The following is a 19818-nucleotide window of genomic DNA, read 5'->3' as shown; positions in this document are numbered from 1 at the left end:
GGGCCGGGAATGCAGCGCGACGAGGCGACTAAACCGGTCCGGCCTAGAGCCCTCCGGCGATCAGACCGTCGATGGTTTCCTTGTTGATGCGCATGATCTTGTCCACCTTGATCTGCTTTCCTGCAACGTCGACGGCTGCCTTGCCAAGGCCGGGTACATCGACGCCATCCGTGATCGGCTTGCCATCGAGCACGAGTTTGGCCACCGCGACCATCGCGTAACCCGCATCGGTGGGATTCCACAGAAAACCCTCGCGGATCGTATCATCCGCGATAAGCGACTTCGCCTGGCTTGGCAGCACGGTGCCGACAACGGCGATCTTCTTGCCAAGACGTTGCTGACGCACAGCATTTCCGGCCCCGATTGGTCCGTTCGAACCGAAGCCGAGAATACCACGCAGGTTGGGATAGGCCTTGATCACGTCAAGCGTCGTGCGCTGGCTGGTGTCGATCTCGTCGGCGCCAGGGAAGCGGTCGGCGACTAGCTTCATTTTTGGAAAATTTTTCTGCTGGTAGGCAATCGCGGCATCGGCCCATTTGTTGTGAAGTGGCGTCGTAAGAGTCCCGACATAAACCACATAATCACCTTCGCCGCCCATGTCCTTGGCGAGACGTTCCATCTGCACCTCGCCGAACCGAACGGAGTCGATCAATTCCACATTCCAGTCACGGCCTTCCTGTTCCGGACCCTCATGCGTGATGACCTTGATTCCGGCGGCCTGGGCGCGCTTCAGTACGGGCTCGCAGACTTTTACATCAAGCGGCACCAAGCCGATCACGTTGACCTTCTTGGCAATCAGATCCTCAAGCAGCTTTACTTGCTGTGCCGGATCGACGTTCGCCGGGCCAACCATAGTGGCATTAATGCTGAAATCCTTCGCACCCTTCTGGATTCCCTTTTCAAGTGCGTTGAACCACGGAATTCCCGCGATCTTCACGACCGTGACCATTTCCTTTTGGGCTTGCGCAAAGGCAAAGCCCGGAAAACCGGCACCGGCCAACGCGGCCGTACCACCGATCAGCTTGAGCGTCTGGCGTCTGTCCATTGTTCCCTCCCAGGAAACGATCTTGGATTCCGCACCCTTGACCTGACAGTCGCTGGGTGGGGCAGTCGAGCCTGTTCTTGCTTGGGGGCAGAAAGTGTTGCCTGTCCAACCGCAGGACCTTGAAGGACATTAGAGACCGGCGCTTCAGAACGTGTCAAGCAAGTGACATGTTCGCCAGCCACCGTCGCGGTGCGATACCTGATCTCGCCGTCGAGCTGCTGAGTGAGGAGCTGCGAGCGATCGGCGTTGCTACAGCCATTATCTTAGCGGAGGAGCGCCAGGCCGCCGGACGAAAGCAAGTAGTCCCAGCCTCTGGTTTTCAAAACCCGGCTTCAGCAAGCGGGCTTCGTTCGGCTTCGCGTAGCGATTCACACTTTTCCCTGAGTGTCATTTTTTTCGTCACGCGCGTGGATGCCACCATGAAAGCTCGGCCATCGCCAGCTTCGCCGTTGCACAATCCCTTGCCGCCCACGAACATCCGACTGTCATTGTTACGTTTTCTGCTTCCACAATTGCCGTCGGTTTGGCCGTGCGTTCAGATCGTGTCTCGCGCCGGAGCGTCCGCCCTCGGCTTGTCAGCATCGCAAGCTGCGTGCCATCCTAGCCCGACACGCGCATGGGAAGGTCAATTCCCGGCATGGCTACGCGCCGCGTTAGGGTGGAACACAAACGCTCAGGGAGACACGACATGGTGTGGACGCTTCGTCTGGCGGGGCTGGCTTGCGCCGGCTTGCTGTTGTCATCGGTGAGTGCTCTGGCAGGTCCAAAGGTCGTCTCCGGTCCCGGCGCCGACCCCGCCTGCTTCAAGCCGTGGTCGTCCGAGACCAAATTCTTTCAGTGGCCCAAGAAGGCGGGCCCCTACAGAATCGCGCTGGTCAACGGTTTTGTCGGCAACACCTGGCGCATCCAGATGGTGAAGACTGCCAAGGCTTTCGCCGATCAGCCGGGTATCAAGGAGAACATCAAGGAGTTCAAGGTTGTTTCCACCGGGACCGATGTCGCGGCGCAACTTGGCGCGATGGAGGATTTCATCAACCAAGGCTTCGACGCAATCGTTACCATTGCGGTAGCTCCCGACGGTTTTGATCGCATCATCCGTCTTGCCGACAAGAACAACGTCGTGGTGGTGCCGTTCGACAACGTCCTCGACACCGACAAGGTGATGATGGTCAACGAGGACCAGAAGGAAATGGGCCGCATGTCGGCCAAATGGCTGATCGACGAGAGCGGCAAGAAATCCGGCGACATCCTCGAAGTCCGTGGCCTCCCGGGAAACTCCGTTGACCGCGACCGTCATCTCGGTTTCCGCGAGGTAATAGAATCGCCCGGCAACAGCTTCAAAATCACCGAGGTGGTTGGTAATTGGGACACCGGCACCTCGCAGAAGGTGACTGCAGATGCGTTAGCTGTGCATGGTCATTTCGACGGAGTATTCACCCAAGGCGGATCCGACGGCACCGTGCAGGCACTGATGTCTGCCAAGCATCCCTTTGTGCCGATGTCGGGCGAGGGCGAAAACGAGTACCGCAAACAGATTGCCGATCACGCCAAGGACGGACTAAAGGGAATGTCCTACGGCCAGTCGCCGGCGCTGGTGGCGATCGCGACCAAGGCGGCGATCTCGGCGCTGCAGGGCAACATTATGCCGCAGCTGATCTCGATCCCGATTCCAGTGGCGACCTACAAGGATCTCAAGCCGGGCACGAATTACTGGCCCGAGCTCAATGCCAACTTCTTTGCGCCGAACCAGTTCACACCGTGCGGCGTGAACTTCACTGCACCGGAGATCATGTCGCAGAGCGAGAAGAACACCCAGTGACGGCTCCAGCGATGTCTCTGTCACGGCCCGGCATTCGCCGGGCCGTCGTTGCGTGAAGGCCCGGCCATGCCGGCTGCCGATCCGACGCAATCCGCCTTCCTGGAGCTTGCCGGCATCTCCAAGCGCTATGCCGGCGTTCGCGCGCTTGAAGGCGTCGACTTCGCCTGCGAACGCGGCAAGATTCATGCCGTGCTGGGCGAGAACGGCGCCGGCAAGTCGACCCTGATCAAGATCATTGCCGGTGTGGTGCAGCCCGACAGCGGTCGCATGCGCCTCGCGGGGAGCGAGGTCAGCTTCGCCACGCCGTCGGCGGCGAATGCGGCCGGTGTCGTCTGCATCTTTCAGGAACTATCGCTGATGCCCGACCTCTCGGTCGCGGACAACATCTCCATTGCATCCCCGCCGCGGCGGTTCGGCCTGATCGATGCGAAGGCGCAGCGCCGCCGCGCCGAAGAGCTTTTGTCCGAGATCGGCTGTGAGGACGTCAACCCCCTGAGGCGCGTGCGCGATCTGCCCCTATCGAGGCGCCAGGTGGTCGAGATCGCGAAGGCGCTCGGCAAGCGGCCGCAGTTGCTGATCCTCGACGAGGCGACATCGGCACTGACGAGCGCCGATGTGGAGAAGGTTTATGCGATGCTGGCGCGGCTCAAGGCCGAGGGCGTCGCAATCCTGTACATCTCGCACCGCATGCACGAGGTCGAGGCGCTCGCCGACCGGGCCTCGGTGTTTCGCAACGGCCGCCATATCGAGACCTTCGACAAGGGGAGGCGTTCGACCGCCGATATCATCCAGCTCATGATTGGGCGTGACATCGCGGCCCAGTATCCGCCCAAGCCGGCGCGAAATGCCGCGAAGCCGGTGCTGGCGCTCGAGAACCTGTGCTGGGAGAGGCAGCTCGATCGCATTTCACTGAGCATCGGCGCCGGCGAGATCGTCGGGCTCGGCGGTCTCGACGGGCAGGGCCAGAAATCCCTGTTGCTTGCGCTGTTCGGTGTTTTGCGCGGTGTTACTGGTCGCCTCACGGTGGCAGATCGCGAGGTACGTCCCGGCTCCCCGGCGGCGGCAAAATCGGTCGGCATCGCACTCGTGCCTGAGGACCGCAAGACCGAAGGACTGATGCTGCCGATGTCGATCGCAGACAATCTTGCGATCGCATCGCTCGACGCGCTTTCGACTGGCCCATTCATCGATACCGGGAAGGAACGCACCGCGATCCAGCGAGCCATCGCGAGGCTGCAGATCAAGTTGGACGCCGCGAGTGATGCGGTCTCGACGCTGTCGGGCGGAAACCAGCAGAAGGTCGTGCTCGCCAAATGGCTGATGACCGATCCGCGCATCATCCTGCTCAACGATCCCACGCGCGGAATCGACGTAGGCACCAAGCAGGAGCTCTACCGGCTGATGCGCGAACTCGCCGACCAGGGCGCCGCAATCCTGTTCTACTCAACCGACTATGACGAGCTGATCGGCTGCTGCGACCGCGTCGTCATCATGTATGACGGCCGCATCGTGCGCGAGCTCGAGGGCGACGACCTCACCGAGACCAACATTGTCGCAAGCTCCCTGAATGTCGACACCGATACCGCAGCGAGGGCGGCGCATGCTTGACGATCTCGCGATCAGGATCCGCCAGAACATTGGTCTGGTCACCGCCATCCTGTTGTTCTGTGCTCTCTACATTTTCTACAACGCCGCGCATCCCCGCGGCTTCTCCTCCGCCGTGCTGGTGCAGAATGGCGACGAAATCTTTGCGCTCGCCATGCTGGCGATGGCGCAGACAGTGCCGGTCTTAATGTCGGGCCTTGATCTCTCCGTCGGAGCGGTCATGACCATGGTCGGCTGCTTTGCAAGCTACCTCCTGACCGGCGCGGCAGGTGGTGCGCCGCTGCATCTCGACCTGTTCGGCGTGCATCTCGGCCTCGGCACCTTTCCGGGCGGCGTGAGCGGCATTCTGCTCGGGATCGCCGTGTGCCTTGTGATCGGCGCGGCTGCCGGCTTTATCAATGGTTGCGTCGTCGTCTATGGGCGCATCCAGCCGATCATCGCGACGCTTGCGACCGGCGCGGTCTACATCGGCATCGCGCTTTTCCTGCGTCCGACCCCGGGCGGCAAGATCGATGTTGATCTGAACTGGGCGCTGACTAACTCGCTCGGCGATTTCGCCTCGACCGTGCACATCTTCGACGATGGCGCGGCTGCCTGGTTTGCGCCGTTCGCCTGGATCCCGGTCCCCTTCGTGCTTCTCGTTCTCATTCCGCTGCTGGTATGGGTGCCGTTCCGCCGCTCCGTTCTCGGCCGCGCCGTCTATGCGATCGGCTCGGCCGAGGGCGCAGCTTATATGTCCGGCCTTCCGATCGAGCGCGCCAAGATCGCCGCCTTCACGCTCGCGGGCTTCTTCGCCGGCTGCGGCGGTCTCTTCCTTGCTATCCAGACTTCGTCTGGGAATGCGGACATTCCGCAGGCCGGCGCCTATACGCTCAACTCGATCGCCTCCGTGGTGATCGGCGGCACTTCGCTGCTTGGCGGAACCGGCAGTGCGATCGGGTCGATCTTCGGCGCTATGGTCTTGCGCGTGATTTCCTTCTTCTTCCGCATCTTCGACATTGCCCCTCTTCTGCAGCCGCTGTTCGAGGGCGTGATCCTGCTCGCTGCCGTCAGCATCGGCGCGTTGGGTATGCTGCGCGTCAAGAACACGTTGGAGCTGTTTCGATGACGGCGGCCTCATTCAGCCTCTCGCGCGACGATCGCCCGATCCTGATTGCGGCGGTGTTCATCGTCGTCATTCTCGTCGCGGGTACGGTTTACACATTCGCCCGTTTCGGCAGCGCTCCCCTGTTGTCTCCGGCCTATCTTCTGCAGCAATTGCAGATCGGTGCGTTCCTCGGGATCGTCTCGGCCGGCATGATGATCGTGATCCTGATAGCGCAGATTGATCTGTCGGTGCCCTGGACGCTCGCGGCCGCGGCCATGATGGCGACCTCGGTCGGCGGTCCTCTCGCAATTCCGGTCGGGCTCGGGGTCGGCGTTCTGGTCGGGCTCGTCAACGGCGTCGGGGTCGCGTATCTGCGGGTCCCCTCGATGATCTTTACGCTGGGCGTGAATGCCGTGATGCGCGGCCTGATGGTCGCGCATACTGGCGGCTACGCACCTCAGACCGGGGCGACCGACCTGATGCGGATGCTGGCGGGCGATCGTACGCTCGGCATTCCCAACGCGCTGTTCGTCTGGGCCGGGGTGTCCGTGCTGGTGGTCGTGATCCTGCAGCGCATGTCGCTCGGCCGCTACATCTACGCCATCGGCAACAAGGAGGCGGCGGCCTATCTCGCCGGCGTCAACACGCGCCGCGTCACGGTGGTCTGCTTCGTCCTCTGCGGCCTTGCTGCCGCGCTCGCGGGCGTGCTGCTCGCCGGCTATTCCACCAAGGCCTACCAAGGGATGGGAGACGCCTATCTGCTGCCCTCGATCGCCGCCGTCGTGATTGGAGGCACCAACATCCTCGGCGGCCGCGGCCGCTATCTCGGCACGCTGATCGGCGTCGTCCTGATCGTGCTCCTGAACAGTGTATTGTCGATCATGGAGATGCCGGAGGCGGGCCGCCAAGTGATCTATGGTCTCGTTATCATCTTCATGCTGCTCGTCTACGGGCGGGGCGAACGCGTCACGAGCTAGATGGCCAGCCTAAGGTGGCCCGCCTTCTTTACAAATTGGAAATCATCGTAAATCAAAATTTTAGCGAAACGAACTGCCTTGCTCGACACAGTATCCGCGAGCTCAGAGACCGGCAAGTTCGGATCGCGCGCTATCGAGGAACTTGAATCCGATCTGCAGGGTGACGAGGGCACCGACGGCCGGCGAAAGCGCGGTCAGAACGGCTGAGGATGGCGCCGCACGCCGCCCCGCGCCGCCTTTTCCCTCACACGGCCGCGCGCGTATTGAGGAAGATCGAATACAGCGATGTCTGTCCGCAAATGTAGAGACGGTTGCGCTGCGGACCGCCGAAACAGACATTCGCCACGATCTCGCCGATGGGAATGGTGCCGATATGTGTCCCGTCGGCTGCGTAGCAGAACACGCTCCGTCCCGCCGACGTCCAAACGTTGCCATGGATGTCGCAGCGAAATCCGTCGTAGAGGCCGTCGGGGCAGGTGGAAAACAGCGAGGGCTCAGCGACCTTGTTTCCCTGGACCTTGTAGGACCAGATCGTCGCGGGCAGCCCGTCGACGTGGGTCGCGCCGGTATCGGCGACATAAAGCAGCTTCTCGTCTGGCGAGAACGCCAGCCCGTTCGGCTGCACGCGGTCAGAGACGACGAGGCTGATCTCGACGCCCGCTGGATCGATCCGATACACGTGGGAGGCGCCAATCTCGGATTTGGTCTGCTGGCCCTCGTAATCGCTGTCGATGCCGTATGTCGGATCCGAAAACCAGATCGAGCCGTCCGATTTCACCACGACATCGTTGGGCGAGTTCAGCCGACGCCCTTCGAACTGCTCGGCAAGCACCGTGATGGAGCCGTCATGCTCGGTCCGGGTGACGCGGCGCATGAAGTGCTCGCAAGTGACGAGCCGCCCCTCGCGATCGGTCGTGTTGCCGTTCGAGTTGAAGCTCGGCGAGCGGAACACCGACACCGATGAATCCGTCTCGTCGAAGCGCATCATCCGGTTGTTCGGAATGTCGGACCAGATCAAATAGCGGCCGGCCGGAAAGTAAGCGGGTCCTTCGGCCCAGCGGCAGCCGCTGGTGAGTTTTTCGAGATTGGCGTGACCAAAGACCAGGCGAGCAAAGCGTGCATCGTGCGTAACATAGGGGAGCATCGTTCCTCCTCGTTGCCGCGGGCCGTGAAGTGCCCGCGTGCCGGTTCCGCTTTTCTTAGCAACCCGAATGTATGAGCGGAATAGTCTTGTACGAGACCCGTAATCCTCGCGTTGACACCTGACGGCAAATACATACGCTGCGCGTCGCTGCAATGAGACTAGCGCGGATCGAGGCGCGGAGAAGGAAGAGCAATCCACCATGGTTTCGCAATCGGCTTTGCCGCGCCGCACACTTGGCCGGACCGGTCTCGAAGTTTCCATCCTCGGGTTCGGAACCGCACCGCTCGGCGATCTCTTTCTCGAGCTCGACGACCACACTGCAATTGCCGCAGCGAGCCGTGCCTTCGAGCTCGGCATCAATCTGCTCGATACATCGCCGCACTATGGCAACGGCCTGTCGGAGCATCGCTGCGGAACGGCGCTCCGGCGCGTGCCGCGCAAGGATGTGGTGCTTTGCACAAAAACTGGTCGCTGGATGGATCCGTTTCACCAGCCGGAGACTCGGTCCGGATTTATTGGTGGACAGCCGCACCGAGCCGTCGTCGACTATTCCTATGATGGCACCATGCGCTCGGTCGAGCAGTCGCTGTTGCGGCTTGGCACCGACCGGATCGACCTGTTGCTGATCCATGATGTCGATGTGTGGACCCACGGTAAGGACGCGATCGAGGATCGGTTTCGCGAAGCGATGTCCGGGGCCTATGTAGCGCTGGACAAACTTCGTTCCGAAGGTGTGGTCGCGGGCATCGGGATCGGCGTCAACGAGGCGGAGATGTGCGTGCGCTTTGCGCAGGCCGGGTCCTTCGAGGTGATGCTGCTCGCCGGGCGTTATTCGCTGCTGGAGCAGCCAGCACTCGAGGAGTTCATGCCGCTGGCGCTGAAGCAGGGCATCGCGGTGCTGCTTGGCGGCGTGTTCAATTCGGGGATTCTGGCGACGGGCGCCATCAAGGGCGCCAAGTACAATTATCAAGACGCACCGCCGCAGATCCTTTCGAAGGTTGCTGAGATCCAGCGTATCTGCGCAGCTCATGACGTAGCGCTGCCGACGGCCGCTCTACATTTTGCGCTGGGTCATCCCGCGGTCGCGAGCGTGGTTCTCGGGGCGCATAATGCGCAGGAGGTCGAGCGCAATGTGGCAGCGCTGACCACCACAGTGCCGGGCGCGCTCTGGAGCGATCTCAAGGCCGCGTCCCTGCTGGAATCGGAAGCGCCTGTTCCGAGGTAGACCGGATGAACACGCTTGAATTGGTTCAAGCCGAGGGCTCGGATCACCGGGAAAACAGCTCCCCACCGCTCGAGCTCGCCCCCGTAGGTGCGCGGCACGTGGGACTGGCTCAGTGCCGATTGCGGCGCGGATTGTCGGCGTGCGTTGAAGTCCGCGATCGATCTGAGCAAGGGAGTCTATGTTGTCCGCTAGGTATGGCCAAGGCGTTCGAAATCTGCGCGGGCGTCGCGGGCCGTGTGGATCAGACCGCCATACCTGTCCGCGATTGGCTTAAACGATCCAGGCAATCGATCATCGATGACGAGATGGTGGCAGTCGTCGAGATGGCCGCCCCGGACCGTCGCATTGCGACCGAACTTGGTGATGTCGGCCACTAGCACGGACGTTCGCGAATTGGCCACAATGGATTGACGCGCCTTGACTTCATCGGCATGGAAATCGAGCAGCGTGCCGTCCTCATCAATCCCCCCGACACCGAATATACCAAAGTCGGCGCGGAAACCCGCGAAGAAGCGCGCAGCCGACTCGCCAATGATATCGCGATCGAGTTGCCGCAGCGTGCCGCCCGCGATGCTGATCTCCACGTCCGGATTGTGCGCGAATGCTGCGGCCACGTTCAGGCTGTTGGTGATCACCCGCAGATCCCGACGGCGGGAGAGCGCCTGCGCGACGTATTCGGGCGTCGTGCCAAGTCCGATCATCAGTGACGTCCCGTCAGGGATGAGGTTGGCGGTTGCGTGCGCGATCCGCCGTTTCGCGCTGGCGTTCAACCTGTGCCTGCTGCCATAGGCGAGGTTCTGGTTCTGGACCGGGAGGCCGACCCCGCCATGCACCCGCCGGAGCAGGCCCTGGTCGCAGAGTGCATTCACGAGGCGGCGAATGGTCTGCTGAGTGACGTCGAAACGCACCGCGAGCTGCTCGATGGAGGCGAAGCCTTGCTCGCGCACGATCTCTAGTATGTAGGTCTGACGGGTCGTGGCGGTCCTGAGCATAGGCCCTCCGTTCTCAACGAAAGTATCATTTGAACTCCAAGGACGCAATTTTCTGTTTCATATGGTGTTACGCTATGTTCAAATGAATATCGTAGTGGCTACGCCGACGAATGCGCGTGGCACGAGGGAGGGCGCATGGACCGGTCTGTCTGCGGTGAGCGGCGTTGCATTGGTCCGTTGCAGCGAGCCGTCGCCAGCGGCGTAGCTGCATCACGGTGAGAGCGAACAGGCCATGTCAGCGATCACGCTGAGTCATGTCTCCAAGTTCTGGGGCGCGATGCGCGCCGTCGATGACGTCAGTCTGACGGCGAACGAGGGCTCGCTGCTTGTGCTGCTGGGACCGTCCGGCTGCGGTAAGTCGACCACGCTGCGGCTGATCGCCGGCCTTGAGGATGCTGATGCCGGTACGATCGCCATCGGCGGCGTCGACGTGACCCATCTGACCCCGGCGCAGCGGAATATCTCCATGGTCTTCCAGTCCTATGCGCTGTTTCCGCATTTGAGCGTAGCCGAGAACATCGTCTTCGGACTGCGTGTGCGTCGCGTGTCGCGCGCGGAACGAGACGAGCGGCTCCGGCGTGTGGCCGAGATTGTTGGCCTTGCGCATCTGCTTGAACGCAAGCCGTCGCAGCTATCTGGCGGCCAGCGCCAGCGGGTTGCACTGGGACGAGCCATCATTGCGGAAGCGCGGGTCTGCCTCATGGACGAGCCGCTTTCAAATCTGGACGCCAAGCTGCGGCATGAGATGCGGACGGAGATCCGCGCCCTGCAACAGCGGCTCGGAATGACGATGGTCTACGTGACCCACGATCAGACCGAAGCCATGACGATGGCGGATCGCGTCGTGCTGATGCGCGATGGTCGTATCGAGCAGAATGGCACACCAGAGGAGCTATATAACCGGCCGGCGACGGCATTCACGGCGCGGTTCATCGGCACGCCGCCGATGAACCTGTTGCGCCAGGGTGATCATCTCATCGGCATCCGGCCGGAGCATATCCGCATCGTGTCGGGCGGGGACCGTTTTGCGCGCGTCAGGGCGATCGAGCATCTTGGGGCCGACAGCATCGTTCTGTGCGAGGTCGATGGTCAGCCCATCTCGGTGCGGCTCGAAGGTTTCAGCAAGGTTCGGCCAGGCGAGGATGTCCGGATCGCGTGGGAACCCGGGCTCGAGCATCGGTTCGATTCAAGTTTGGAAACTCGCTTGGAGACCATCGTCACAGAGGGCCAGCGGGCGATATCCGGTCGATAGCAGCGGCTGTTTCAAACGCAGTAACGAAGGAGATTGTCCCATGTTTGCGCGACGAACGATGTTGATGGCAGCGGCGTTTGCCGTACTCTCGATGGCTGCACGCCCGGCCGCCGCGGTGGATCTGACCATGTACTATCCGGTCGCGGTCGGCGGTCCCGTCACCAAGATCATCGACGACATGGTCTCGCGCTTCGAGAAGGACAATCCCGACATCAAGATGACGGCGGTCTATGCCGGCAACTACACGGATACGATGACCAAGGCGATGACTGCCATGAAGGGCGGGCAGCCGCCGCAACTGTCGGTGTTGCTGTCGACCGACGTGTTCACGCTGATGGACGAGAACGCGATCGTGCCGTTTGACGATCTCGTCGGCGACAAGGCCTGGTTCAAGGAGTTCTATCCGGCGTTCATGGCGAACGGGCAGATCGACGGCAAGACCTGGAGCGTGCCGTTCCAGCGTTCGACCATCGTGCTGTACTGGAACAAGGACGCCTTCAAGGAGGCGGGCCTTGATCCCGAGAAGGCGCCGGCGTCCTGGGACGAAATGGTCGAGATGTCGAAGAAGCTGGTCAAGAAGGATGGCGGCAACACGACGCGCTGGGGCATCGAAATTCCCTCGACCGGATATGCCTACTGGATGCTGCAGGCGCTGGCGATCGAGAACGGGCAGAAGATGATGAACGAACCCGGCAACGAGGTCTATCTGACCGCTCCGAAGACGGTCGCCGCCCTCGAGTACTGGGTCGACCTGTCGCGCAAGCACAACGTCGCCCCGGCCGGCAGCATCGATTGGGCGACGCTGCGCAACGATTTCCTCGAAGGCAAGACGGCGATGATGTGGCACACCACCGGCAATCTGACGGCGGTCAAGGACGCCGCGAAATTCCAGTTCGGTGTGGCCATGCTGCCGGCCAGAGAGCGGCGCGGATCACCGACCGGCGGCGGCAATTTCTACATCTTCAAGAGTGCGTCTCCCGAACAGCAGAAGGCGGCCGTCAAGTTCATTCAATGGATGACGGCTCCGGATCGCGCGGCCGAATGGAGCATGAAGACCGGCTACGTGGCAGTGTCGCCGGCCGCCTACAAGACGCCGACGATGGAGGCCTACGCAAAGGCGTTCCCGCAGGCCACAGTTGCGCGCGATCAGCTGGAGCACGCGGTGCCGGAGCTCTCCGTTCATGAGAACGGCCGCATCTACAAGTTCATCGGGGATGCCGTGCAGGCCGCGATCACGGGCGCGCAGAAGCCGCAGGAGGCGCTGGCCTCCGCGCAACAGCAGTCCGACCGCGTCTTGCGCGCCTACAAATAGGGACGTGGCGGGATGGCGCGCCACCGCCATCCCGCCGGCTCACAGATGTCCGACTCCATCGCCTCATCGCCGATTGCCCCGCGCCGCGTCCGATCGCAGGCGTGGTGGAACGCCGTGAATGCCTGGCTGCTGCTGTTGCCGGCGGCCGTCCTGCTGATCGCATTCACGCACTTTCCGATTCTGGCGACGATCCGGCATTCGCTATTCGTCACACGGCGGAACGGCACGGACGCCTTCGTCGGGCTTGACAGCTATCGGTCCATGGCGGCCGATCCGATCTTCTGGAAGGCGCTGGTCAATAATTTCTGGTTCGCGCTCGGCACGATCCCGACCTCGATTGCCCTGGCCCTGGTGATGGCGATCTGGGTCAATCGCAACATACGCGGCCGCGGCTTTCTGCGACTGGCCTATTTCACGCCGACCGTGCTGCCGATGATCGCCGTCGCCAATATCTGGCTGTTCTTCTACACGCCGGATTACGGGTTGGTGGATCAATTGCGCGGCCTTTTCGGTTTCGGCGGCTGGAATTGGCTGGGCGATCCCTCGACGGTGATGGGCTGTCTGGTCGTGATGGTGATCTGGAAGGAGGCCGGCTTCTTCATGATTTTCTACCTGGCGGCGCTGCAGCAGCTCTCGCCGGACCTCGAAGAGGCCGCGTCCATCGAAGGCGCGAGCCGGTGGTATACGTTCCGCCGGATCACGTTCCCATTGCTGATGCCGACCACGTTGTTCGTGACGATCAACGCAGTCATCAACTCCTTCAAGTTGGTGGACCATCTGGTCATCATGACCAAGGGCGGTCCGAACAACGCCAGCACGCTGCTGCTCTACTACATTTATGAAGTTGCCTTCACCTTCCAAGATTCCTCTTACGCGGCAACGCTGACGGTTGTGCTTCTGATGCTGCTGAGCTCGGTTGCGCTGATCAAGTTCGGTTACCTCGATCGCAGGATCCACTATCAATGAGAGGCCGGACACGCCCCATTGAGGCCGTCGCAGCATGGCTCCTGGCTTTGATCTGGCTTGCCCCATTGGCCTATGCCTTTTGGAGCGCGCTGCATCCGGCCGCTTACGCCACGTCGTTCAGCCTGTCCGCGCCCTGGACGCTGGAGAATTTTGCCCGGGCCTGGAACCAGGCGCCGTTCGCTCGGTACTATCTCAACACGGTGGTGCTGGTGACGCTGATCCTGGTTGGTCAGCTCATCCTGTCGACGCTGGCCGCCTATGCCTTTGCGCGCTTCAGGTTCCGGGGCAGCGGCATCGCTTTCGCCCTCGTTCTGCTCCAGCTGATGATCATGCCCGACGTCCTGATCGTCGAGAACTACCGCGCGATCGCAAGGTTGGGATTGCTCGATACGATCCCTGCGATCGCGCTGCCCTATCTCGCGAGCGCCTTCGGCATCTTCCTGCTGCGGCAGACCTTCAAGGGTGTGCCCCAGGAGTTGGTCGAAGCCGCGCGGGTCGAGGGAGCGGGTCCGCTCGGAATCCTGTGGCGGGTCTATGTCCCGCTGGCTCGCCCGACCTATGTCGCCTTTGGCCTCGTCTCCGTCAGCTATCACTGGAACAATTTCCTGTGGCCGTTGATCGTCACGAATTCGGTGGAAGCGCGGCCGCTCACCGTGGGGCTTGCCGTGTTCGGCGCGCCTGAGACCGGCGTGGATTGGTCAGTGATCACGGCGGCAACCGTGATGACGATGGCGCCGCTGCTGATCGCGTTTCTGCTGTTCCAGCGTCAGTTCGTCCAGTCATTCATGCGTGCAGGCATCCGTTAATGAGACTTCTCACCTGGAACATACAGTGCGGAAAGGGCTGCGACGGCGTGACCGATCTGGCAAGGATCGTTGCCGTCGCCCGACAGACGCTCGATGCGGACGTGTTCTGCTTCCAGGAGGTGAGCGCGAACTTCTCGAGATTTGGTGATGGAGCGGATCAGAGCGAACAGCTGGCAGCCCTTTTGCCCGGCTACTCCGCAATATTCCGGCCCGCGATCGAAACTGTCGATCCTGATGGCAACCTCCATCGCTTCGGTAACATGACGCTGTCGAGGTTGCCGGTGCTGCAGATTGCAAACCATCTGCTGCCATGGCCCGCCGCAGCCGCGGTGCGGAGCATGCGCCGTCACGCCCTGGAGGTGACGGTTCAGGCCTCGTTTGGCGTGGTCCGCGTCGTCAACACGCATCTCGAGTTCCATTCGGCCGGCCAGCGCGAGGCACAGATCGCTCGCCTGCTGGATTTGCAGGAGGACGCGTCAATGAGTCCGAAGCAGGCCGGCTCCCGGCACGATGAGCCGTATGAAAGTCAGACCGTCGCGGCGTCGAGCCTGCTGTGTGGTGATTTCAATTTTGACGTTGCCGACCCTCAGCACGCATTGATTGCCCGATCTGGCCGGCCTGGTCTGGCGTATCGGGATGCATGGACCGCCGATCGTCCCGGCCGCGCGCGTGCGCCGACTTGCGGAATCTACGACCGCGCGCAGTGGGCCGAGGGGCCCGACTGCCGCGACTTCATTTTCGTGACGGAAGATTTGACCGGCTACGTTCGCAGCATCGAGGTCAACGAAGCGACGGATGCATCCGATCACCAACCCATTGCAATCGAAGTTTCGGAATAGAGGAATAGAGGAGCTACTAAAAAGTTGTCGTTGCAAGGGGGGCTTCCTCGGTCTACATCGCGATACGTCTGAACTCGGTCAAACACGCCACGATGAACGCGACGGCGGCTGACCCCAAAGCCCCGCCTGAATTTATGCACTCTGGCAGGTGGGCCAACACGTGATTGATTCAGAAGGCGTCCAATGCCCTTTTACGTTTGGCCGAAAGCGCGAAGGCGGCAAGCAAGCCGACAATAACAAGCACGCCGGCCAGCTTCTGTTCGCCTTCGACAGCTTCCGGCACCTGCCGAGGCGTGCGCGCAAGCATCGAGGAGGACGCGGGCGTCCGGAGACTGGTACGCGAGGCTAGGCGGGCGCCTTCAGAGAATTGAGACGCTTGCGGAGAAATGCCAGCACCACGATCTCGTCGGGAGTGAGCTTGGCGTACTGGCGCTTGAACTTCTGCGCGATCTTGGCATCAATCATCTTCACGAGGTCACCAGACATGTAGGCGTTCAGGACTTCCGGGTGCACGTAGCACTTGCGGCAGATCGCCGGTGTGTTGCCGAGCTGCTTCGAGACGCTTTCGATGGCGGCGACGACGTTGCGCTTCGCCTCGGCCTGGCTATCGTACTTCTTGAATTCGGTCAGGGCCAACGCTGCCAGAACCGTTCCCGCCCAAGTCCGAAAATCCTTGGCACTGAAGTCCTCGCCCGTGATATCCTTGATGTAGGCGTTGACGTCGCCGGAATCGACGGTGCGGGGCTGTCCGTCGTCGTCCAGGTACTTGAAGAGCTCGTGTCCGGGGATCTCCGCGCAGCGCTTCACGATCGCGGCTATCCGCTTGTCCTCGATGCGAAGCTTCCACTGTTTGCCCGACTTGCCCGTAAAGTCGAACCGAAGGACGCCGCGCCCGACCGCGACGTGCTTGCGGCGCATAGTGGTGAGCCCGTAGGACTTGTTTTTCTCGGCATACTCGGCGTTGCCGACCCGGATCAACGTCTTCTCCAGAAGACTGGCGATCGTGGCCAGCACCTTCTCGCGGGGCAGTCCGTCCCGCTTCATGTCGGCGGCGACCCGCTCCCGCAGCGCTGGCAGCGCGGCCGCGAACTGGATGATGTGCTCGTACTTGTTCTGGTCGCGCAACTCGCGCCATTTTGCGTGGTAGCGGTACTGCTTGCGGCCCCGCGCATCGAGCCCGGTTGCCTGGATGTGGCCGTTCGAAGACGGGCAGATCCACACGGATTCGTAGGCCGGCGGGATGCCGATTGATTTGATGCGTCGGATGACGGCGGCATCGGTGATGCGCTTGCCGTCCTTGTCGTAGTAGCTGAAAGTGGTTCCAGTCCGCTTGCGCGTGTACCCCGGCGCGGAGTCGCTGACATACCGGAGGCCTTCTTCCGCGATGGTGGCCGCGACCCCCGCGGTGCGGTCCAGAACCTCTTCTTCGTTGCTGGTTTGTCGGAGCATGGGCCGGTCCCCTCGGAAGCACCCTGGGATCGAGGCTCCACTCATTCTAAAGGGATGAAGACACCGGTTGGTTCCGCTCGGAGGTCGGTGGACGCGAGGTGTGGATCAGTGGCCTCCAGAACAGCGGGACCTCAGATGGAGAGCCGGTCCGGTTCTTTCGACAAGGCGCTGCGCAGTCGATGACGGCATGGTCTAGCTTCAGACAATCGCCACAAATTTCACCGACACGCTTCCCGCAGTCAATCTTCAGGAAGGCCGCCATGTCCCAGTATTCACTCGATGAATTGCGGCGGCGCTATGTCGTCGAGAAAAGACCCCTCGAGGCCAGCGTCGAGCAGGTCTTACGGGCCGACGCCCGCGCGGGAGCCCGTGCCATCCTGGCTTCCATCGATAAACGGCGCTCCGAAAACAGGTCCGAAGGGCAGCGCCTGCGAAAGATGCTCCGCTTCGAGACCTCTCTCTGGGCAAGCGGCCATCATATTGTGGCAGGCGTGGACGAGGCGGGAATGAGCCCTCTCGCCGGGCCAGTCTCCGCCGGCGCCGTGATCCTGAAACCCGGCACGCGGATAATCGGAATTGACGACTCGAAAAAACTCGATGCCGCCGCTCGCGAAGAACTCGCGAAGGAGATCAAGGAAAAGGCAGAGAGTTGGTGTGTGGCATTCGTCGAGGTCGAGGAGATCGACGCGATCAACATCTATTGGGCAGGCATCCAGGCGATGCAGCGTGCGGTCCGGGGGCTAGGGTTGGCGCCGCAGTACTTGCTGATTGACGCGAAGCGGTTGAAGGAAATCGAGATCCCTCAGCAGTCCATCATTAAAGGCGACGCCAAGTCCGCCAGCATCGCCGCCGCCTCCATCCTCGCGAAAGTCGAGCGCGACCGCATAATGCGGACGCTCGATGTGCGTCACCCCGGCTACGGATTCGCGGATCACAAGGGCTACCCGGTGCCGGCTCATTATCAGGCGCTCGCCAGGCTTGGTGCATGCGCAGCTCACCGGAGGTCGTTCGGACCAGTACGCAAGGCCCTCGGACTGCCGCCCCTGCCGCCGTGGCCTTCGGCATCCGAGCGCACCGCTGGTTGAACTCCTGGGGTCCACGTTTCGTCTCGGCGTACTATTTTCGCGGCCATTTCTTTTCGCGAACGACGTCCTTGGCCAATTTGTCCGACCTCAGGCCGAGATAGACCGGCTGGCGCAGCTCGCCCTTGCTGGTCCACTCCGCTAATTTCACTTCCACGACCAACGAAGGATGCACCCAGGTCGTGACCCGCTCATCCTTTACTTTGGCTGCGGTGCTTGCTGAACGCGATCAGCTTGTGGCGCGGCAGGAGGGCCTTGAGCCGGTGCTTGCGCTATAGTTCGGCCGACATCGTCAGCCCGCAGGTCCGTCAGGGCGACATTTAGGCGTTCACCTATAATCGTCAGCAGGCCAAAGGTCAGCGCGGGCGAGAACAATGAAGGCAGGGGCGATGAATGCGCAGCTGCAACATTCGTTTGCGGCTGCGCCTGTTCGAAACGTTCAGACGTCACGTTTTCGGACTTGGCTGAAGCATAGGTGCGGCTTGAGGAGTTTGGGGAGGTGTCGGATTGCTCTGCTGCTGAAGCGCCGCGGGGTCGCCGCCCGCATGAGGAACGCACGTACCGATGTTGCTGAGCAGGCGTTTGGCCTGGAGGTCGCGCACCTTCGTGTATTCGCGTCTTCGCTCGATATTCGCGGCGGCCCATCGGTCCCAGACTTCGAAGGCGTCGGTATAATGTTTCCGCATCTGCTCCTCGGCGGCAAGGCAATCGGCGAACTTGTCGAACACCAGGTCGGTGTTGACCGGGGTCATGCCTCCTACCAGGACAACGAGCATCCATTTCATCTTGCCGATCGCCTTTCACACCGGGCGAATTCTCCGCTGACGCGCAGAATTCCGTGCACTGTGGTTAGATGGCCCGACGGCTGCGACCGGCTACAAAACCGTAGACGAAAAGCACGATGATGGCGCCTACCACTGCCCCCACTAGTCCTGCGCCTTCTCCTGGCCGGTACCAGCCGAGAGATTGACCAAGATAGGTCGCAACGAACGCGCCCACTATTCCCAGGATGGTGGTCAGGATGAAACCCGAGGGCTCGTTGTCGCCGGGCATGATGAACTTCGCGATGACGCCTGCGATGAAACCGATGATGATCGTCCAGATGATGCTCATGTCTCTCCCTCGATCGCTGTGGTGTTATCCCGCCGATGAAGCCGGAAGACGTCCATCAGGCGTGTATTTGTCCACGGCAGTCGGAAGCTCTCGGGACAAACGGTCGAGAATCTCCTGCTGCGACAAGCCGGTCTGCTGCTCCAGTTTTTGAAGGACGTCCGGACCGATAGCCTGCTGGAGTTCGGGCGGGGTGACTTCGCGGTTCGGCCCCTGATTGATCCAGGATTGAGCCACATCGCCTTGCCCGTTCTGCCTGAAGTGCTCGAGCAATTCGCCGATCCCGCCGTTCAGCAGCGAACCCACGCCTCCGGTCCCCGCTAGGCCGCCAAGGCTGCCGAGCATGCCGCTCAGGGAATCCTTGGCACCCGCCGGCTGGCCGGAGGTCGCATTGCGAAACATGTCCGCCAGCTTGTCCCGATTTTGATACCCCGCGATTGCGAGCATACCCAAGAGGGCGGTCATCGATGGCATTCCGCGGCTCATTTTCGGCTCCTGAGTTCAACGATCGGCAACCAACCTACGCTGGGCTGAGAAGTTCCAAGTTTTCCCGAGCCGTGGGTTTTGGAAAGGAGGATCTAGAGAAGCATCTGCAAGAAAACGGGAGCGGGCTCCGGGCGAAAGTCCGGAGCAAACCAGCTCGCGCGACGTGCGCCAAATGGCCGCTTTGCTCATGCGGCGCGACGAAGCCTTCGTGCAGGCGGTCGAGGAACTGAAAATGGAAAAGCCCACCAAGTTGGAGCCGCGATGCTGCGTCGCTCGCGTTCGTTCGGCCTCGCGCTCGCAACAGCTTCTTTGAAGGAACTCGCGATTCCTTGAAGCGTCGCACCGCGATGAGTTTCGCGGACGGAGGAGCAGATGGCAGCGAAGAAGGAGACCGCACGGGGACGCAAACAAGATCGCGCCCGCGTGGCTAACGGCCAGGACTACGAAGTGCGATACGATTCCTCCTGACTTGAACGCGCCAGCTGCCCGACTTGAGCTTCTTAAAGGTCGGCACCGCGTGTGCGCTCCACCCGGATTTCATGTGCGCTAGTGTGCACCGGGAGATCAAACGCGGTACAAACGTGTGCAATTTTGGCTAGTTTGGAGTGCACACGTGTGCACT

General features: G+C 61.6%; 20 protein-coding genes and 2 pseudogenes. 13 read left to right on the top strand and 9 right to left on the bottom strand.

What is annotated here, in order from left to right:
* Window positions 1-43 precede the first annotated feature (43 nt).
* The gene (locus IVB50_RS25835) at window positions 44-1045 is read right to left on the bottom strand and encodes an autoinducer 2 ABC transporter substrate-binding protein (RefSeq protein ID WP_007608730.1); all 1002 of its coding nucleotides are present in this window, start codon (window positions 1043-1045) and stop codon (window positions 44-46) included.
* Between the two features lie 688 nt (window positions 1046-1733).
* Here IVB50_RS25835 and IVB50_RS25830 point away from each other — a divergent pair.
* The 4 genes from IVB50_RS25830 to IVB50_RS25815 all read left to right on the top strand — a co-directional run bounded on the left by IVB50_RS25830 (window position 1734) and on the right by IVB50_RS25815 (window position 6533).
* Window positions 1734-2864: a sugar ABC transporter substrate-binding protein gene (locus tag IVB50_RS25830; RefSeq protein WP_085395836.1), complete on the top strand. Its 1131-nt coding sequence runs from the start codon at window positions 1734-1736 to the stop codon at window positions 2862-2864.
* Window positions 2865-2930: 66 nt separating this feature from the next.
* Window positions 2931-4472 carry a sugar ABC transporter ATP-binding protein gene (locus IVB50_RS25825; RefSeq protein WP_018459503.1) on the top strand — a complete coding sequence of 514 codons (1542 nt, stop codon included), beginning with the start codon at window positions 2931-2933 and terminating at the stop codon, window positions 4470-4472.
* Complete coding sequence (locus IVB50_RS25820; protein ID WP_018459504.1) at window positions 4465-5577, top strand: ABC transporter permease; 1113 nt, start codon at window positions 4465-4467, stop codon at window positions 5575-5577. The genes IVB50_RS25825 and IVB50_RS25820 overlap by 8 nt, the downstream gene beginning before the upstream one ends.
* Window positions 5574-6533: an ABC transporter permease gene (locus IVB50_RS25815; RefSeq protein WP_018459505.1), complete on the top strand. Its 960-nt coding sequence runs from the start codon at window positions 5574-5576 to the stop codon at window positions 6531-6533. Before IVB50_RS25820 ends, IVB50_RS25815 begins: the two co-directional genes overlap by 4 nt.
* Before the next feature lie 244 nt (window positions 6534-6777).
* Here the strand turns inward: IVB50_RS25815 and IVB50_RS25810 are convergent, their stop codons facing one another.
* Window positions 6778-7677, bottom strand: coding sequence for an SMP-30/gluconolactonase/LRE family protein (locus IVB50_RS25810; RefSeq protein ID WP_018459412.1), 900 nt, complete (start codon window positions 7675-7677; stop codon window positions 6778-6780).
* Between the two features lie 199 nt (window positions 7678-7876).
* Here IVB50_RS25810 and IVB50_RS25805 point away from each other — a divergent pair, with 199 nt between their 5' ends.
* A complete protein-coding gene (locus IVB50_RS25805) occupies window positions 7877-8902 on the top strand; it encodes an aldo/keto reductase (protein ID WP_018459411.1) in 1026 nt (341 codons plus the stop codon).
* Between the two features lie 188 nt (window positions 8903-9090).
* On the opposite strand, the gene IVB50_RS25800 is transcribed toward IVB50_RS25805, so the two are convergent.
* The gene (locus tag IVB50_RS25800) at window positions 9091-9894 is read right to left on the bottom strand and encodes a DeoR/GlpR family DNA-binding transcription regulator (RefSeq protein WP_018459410.1); all 804 of its coding nucleotides are present in this window, start codon (window positions 9892-9894) and stop codon (window positions 9091-9093) included.
* Between the two features lie 232 nt (window positions 9895-10126).
* Between IVB50_RS25800 and IVB50_RS25795 the strand changes: the two genes are divergently transcribed.
* From IVB50_RS25795 to IVB50_RS25775, 5 genes are read left to right on the top strand one after another with little or no spacing between them, the layout of a single operon-like run.
* Complete coding sequence (locus IVB50_RS25795; protein WP_018459409.1) at window positions 10127-11146, top strand: ABC transporter ATP-binding protein; 1020 nt, start codon at window positions 10127-10129, stop codon at window positions 11144-11146.
* A gap of 58 nt (window positions 11147-11204) precedes the next feature.
* Window positions 11205-12458: an ABC transporter substrate-binding protein gene (locus IVB50_RS25790; protein ID WP_247297689.1), complete on the top strand. Its 1254-nt coding sequence runs from the start codon at window positions 11205-11207 to the stop codon at window positions 12456-12458.
* Between the two features lie 45 nt (window positions 12459-12503).
* Window positions 12504-13424 (top strand): sugar ABC transporter permease, encoded by a 921-nt coding sequence (locus tag IVB50_RS25785; protein ID WP_018459407.1) that lies wholly within the window; start codon window positions 12504-12506, stop codon window positions 13422-13424.
* Window positions 13421-14230 carry a carbohydrate ABC transporter permease gene (locus IVB50_RS25780; protein ID WP_026233799.1) on the top strand — a complete coding sequence of 270 codons (810 nt, stop codon included), beginning with the start codon at window positions 13421-13423 and terminating at the stop codon, window positions 14228-14230. Before IVB50_RS25785 ends, IVB50_RS25780 begins: the two co-directional genes overlap by 4 nt.
* Window positions 14230-15069: an endonuclease/exonuclease/phosphatase family protein gene (locus IVB50_RS25775; RefSeq protein WP_085385585.1), complete on the top strand. Its 840-nt coding sequence runs from the start codon at window positions 14230-14232 to the stop codon at window positions 15067-15069. Before IVB50_RS25780 ends, IVB50_RS25775 begins: the two co-directional genes overlap by 1 nt.
* 169 nt (window positions 15070-15238) lie before the next feature.
* Here the strand turns inward: IVB50_RS25775 and IVB50_RS25770 are convergent, their stop codons facing one another.
* Entirely contained in the window at window positions 15239-15376 is a 138-nt protein-coding gene (locus IVB50_RS25770) for a hypothetical protein (RefSeq protein WP_018459404.1), read from the bottom strand.
* A 38-nt stretch (window positions 15377-15414) separates the two neighbouring features.
* A complete protein-coding gene (locus IVB50_RS25765; protein WP_018459403.1) occupies window positions 15415-16518 on the bottom strand; it encodes a DNA topoisomerase IB in 1104 nt (367 codons plus the stop codon).
* A 260-nt stretch (window positions 16519-16778) separates the two neighbouring features.
* Here IVB50_RS25765 and IVB50_RS25760 point away from each other — a divergent pair, with 260 nt between their 5' ends.
* On the top strand, window positions 16779-17603 hold the full coding sequence (locus IVB50_RS25760; protein WP_247297655.1) for a ribonuclease HII: 825 nt from the start codon (window positions 16779-16781) through the stop codon (window positions 17601-17603).
* A 31-nt stretch (window positions 17604-17634) separates the two neighbouring features.
* Here the strand turns inward: IVB50_RS25760 and IVB50_RS25755 are convergent.
* From IVB50_RS25755 to IVB50_RS25740, 4 genes and pseudogenes are all read right to left on the bottom strand, one after another.
* Window positions 17635-17808: pseudogene (locus tag IVB50_RS25755) on the bottom strand (DNA ligase); the annotation flags it as partial.
* A 238-nt stretch (window positions 17809-18046) separates the two neighbouring features.
* Complete coding sequence (locus tag IVB50_RS25750) at window positions 18047-18385, bottom strand: hypothetical protein (protein ID WP_018459400.1); 339 nt, start codon at window positions 18383-18385, stop codon at window positions 18047-18049.
* Window positions 18386-18449: 64 nt separating this feature from the next.
* Window positions 18450-18713 (bottom strand): GlsB/YeaQ/YmgE family stress response membrane protein, encoded by a 264-nt coding sequence (locus IVB50_RS25745; RefSeq protein ID WP_018459399.1) that lies wholly within the window; start codon window positions 18711-18713, stop codon window positions 18450-18452.
* 24 nt (window positions 18714-18737) lie between these two features.
* Window positions 18738-19196: a YidB family protein gene (locus IVB50_RS25740; RefSeq protein ID WP_026233798.1), complete on the bottom strand. Its 459-nt coding sequence runs from the start codon at window positions 19194-19196 to the stop codon at window positions 18738-18740.
* 172 nt (window positions 19197-19368) lie between these two features.
* Here IVB50_RS25740 and IVB50_RS25735 point away from each other — a divergent pair, with 172 nt between their 5' ends.
* Both IVB50_RS25735 and IVB50_RS25730 read left to right on the top strand, forming a co-directional pair.
* Window positions 19369-19509 carry a hypothetical protein gene (locus IVB50_RS25735; RefSeq protein WP_018459397.1) on the top strand — a complete coding sequence of 47 codons (141 nt, stop codon included), beginning with the start codon at window positions 19369-19371 and terminating at the stop codon, window positions 19507-19509.
* Between the two features lie 59 nt (window positions 19510-19568).
* Window positions 19569-19658 (top strand): annotated as a pseudogene (locus tag IVB50_RS25730) (DUF3606 domain-containing protein); the annotation flags it as partial.
* Window positions 19659-19818: the final 160 nt, after the last annotated feature.

Origin of the sequence: Bradyrhizobium sp. 87, from assembly GCF_023073015.1 — a bacterium.
GTDB classification, from domain to species: domain Bacteria; phylum Pseudomonadota; class Alphaproteobacteria; order Rhizobiales; family Xanthobacteraceae; genus Bradyrhizobium; species Bradyrhizobium canariense_D.
Note: the sequence above shows the minus strand (reverse complement) of the source record. Positions and strands in the feature narration are given on the sequence as shown.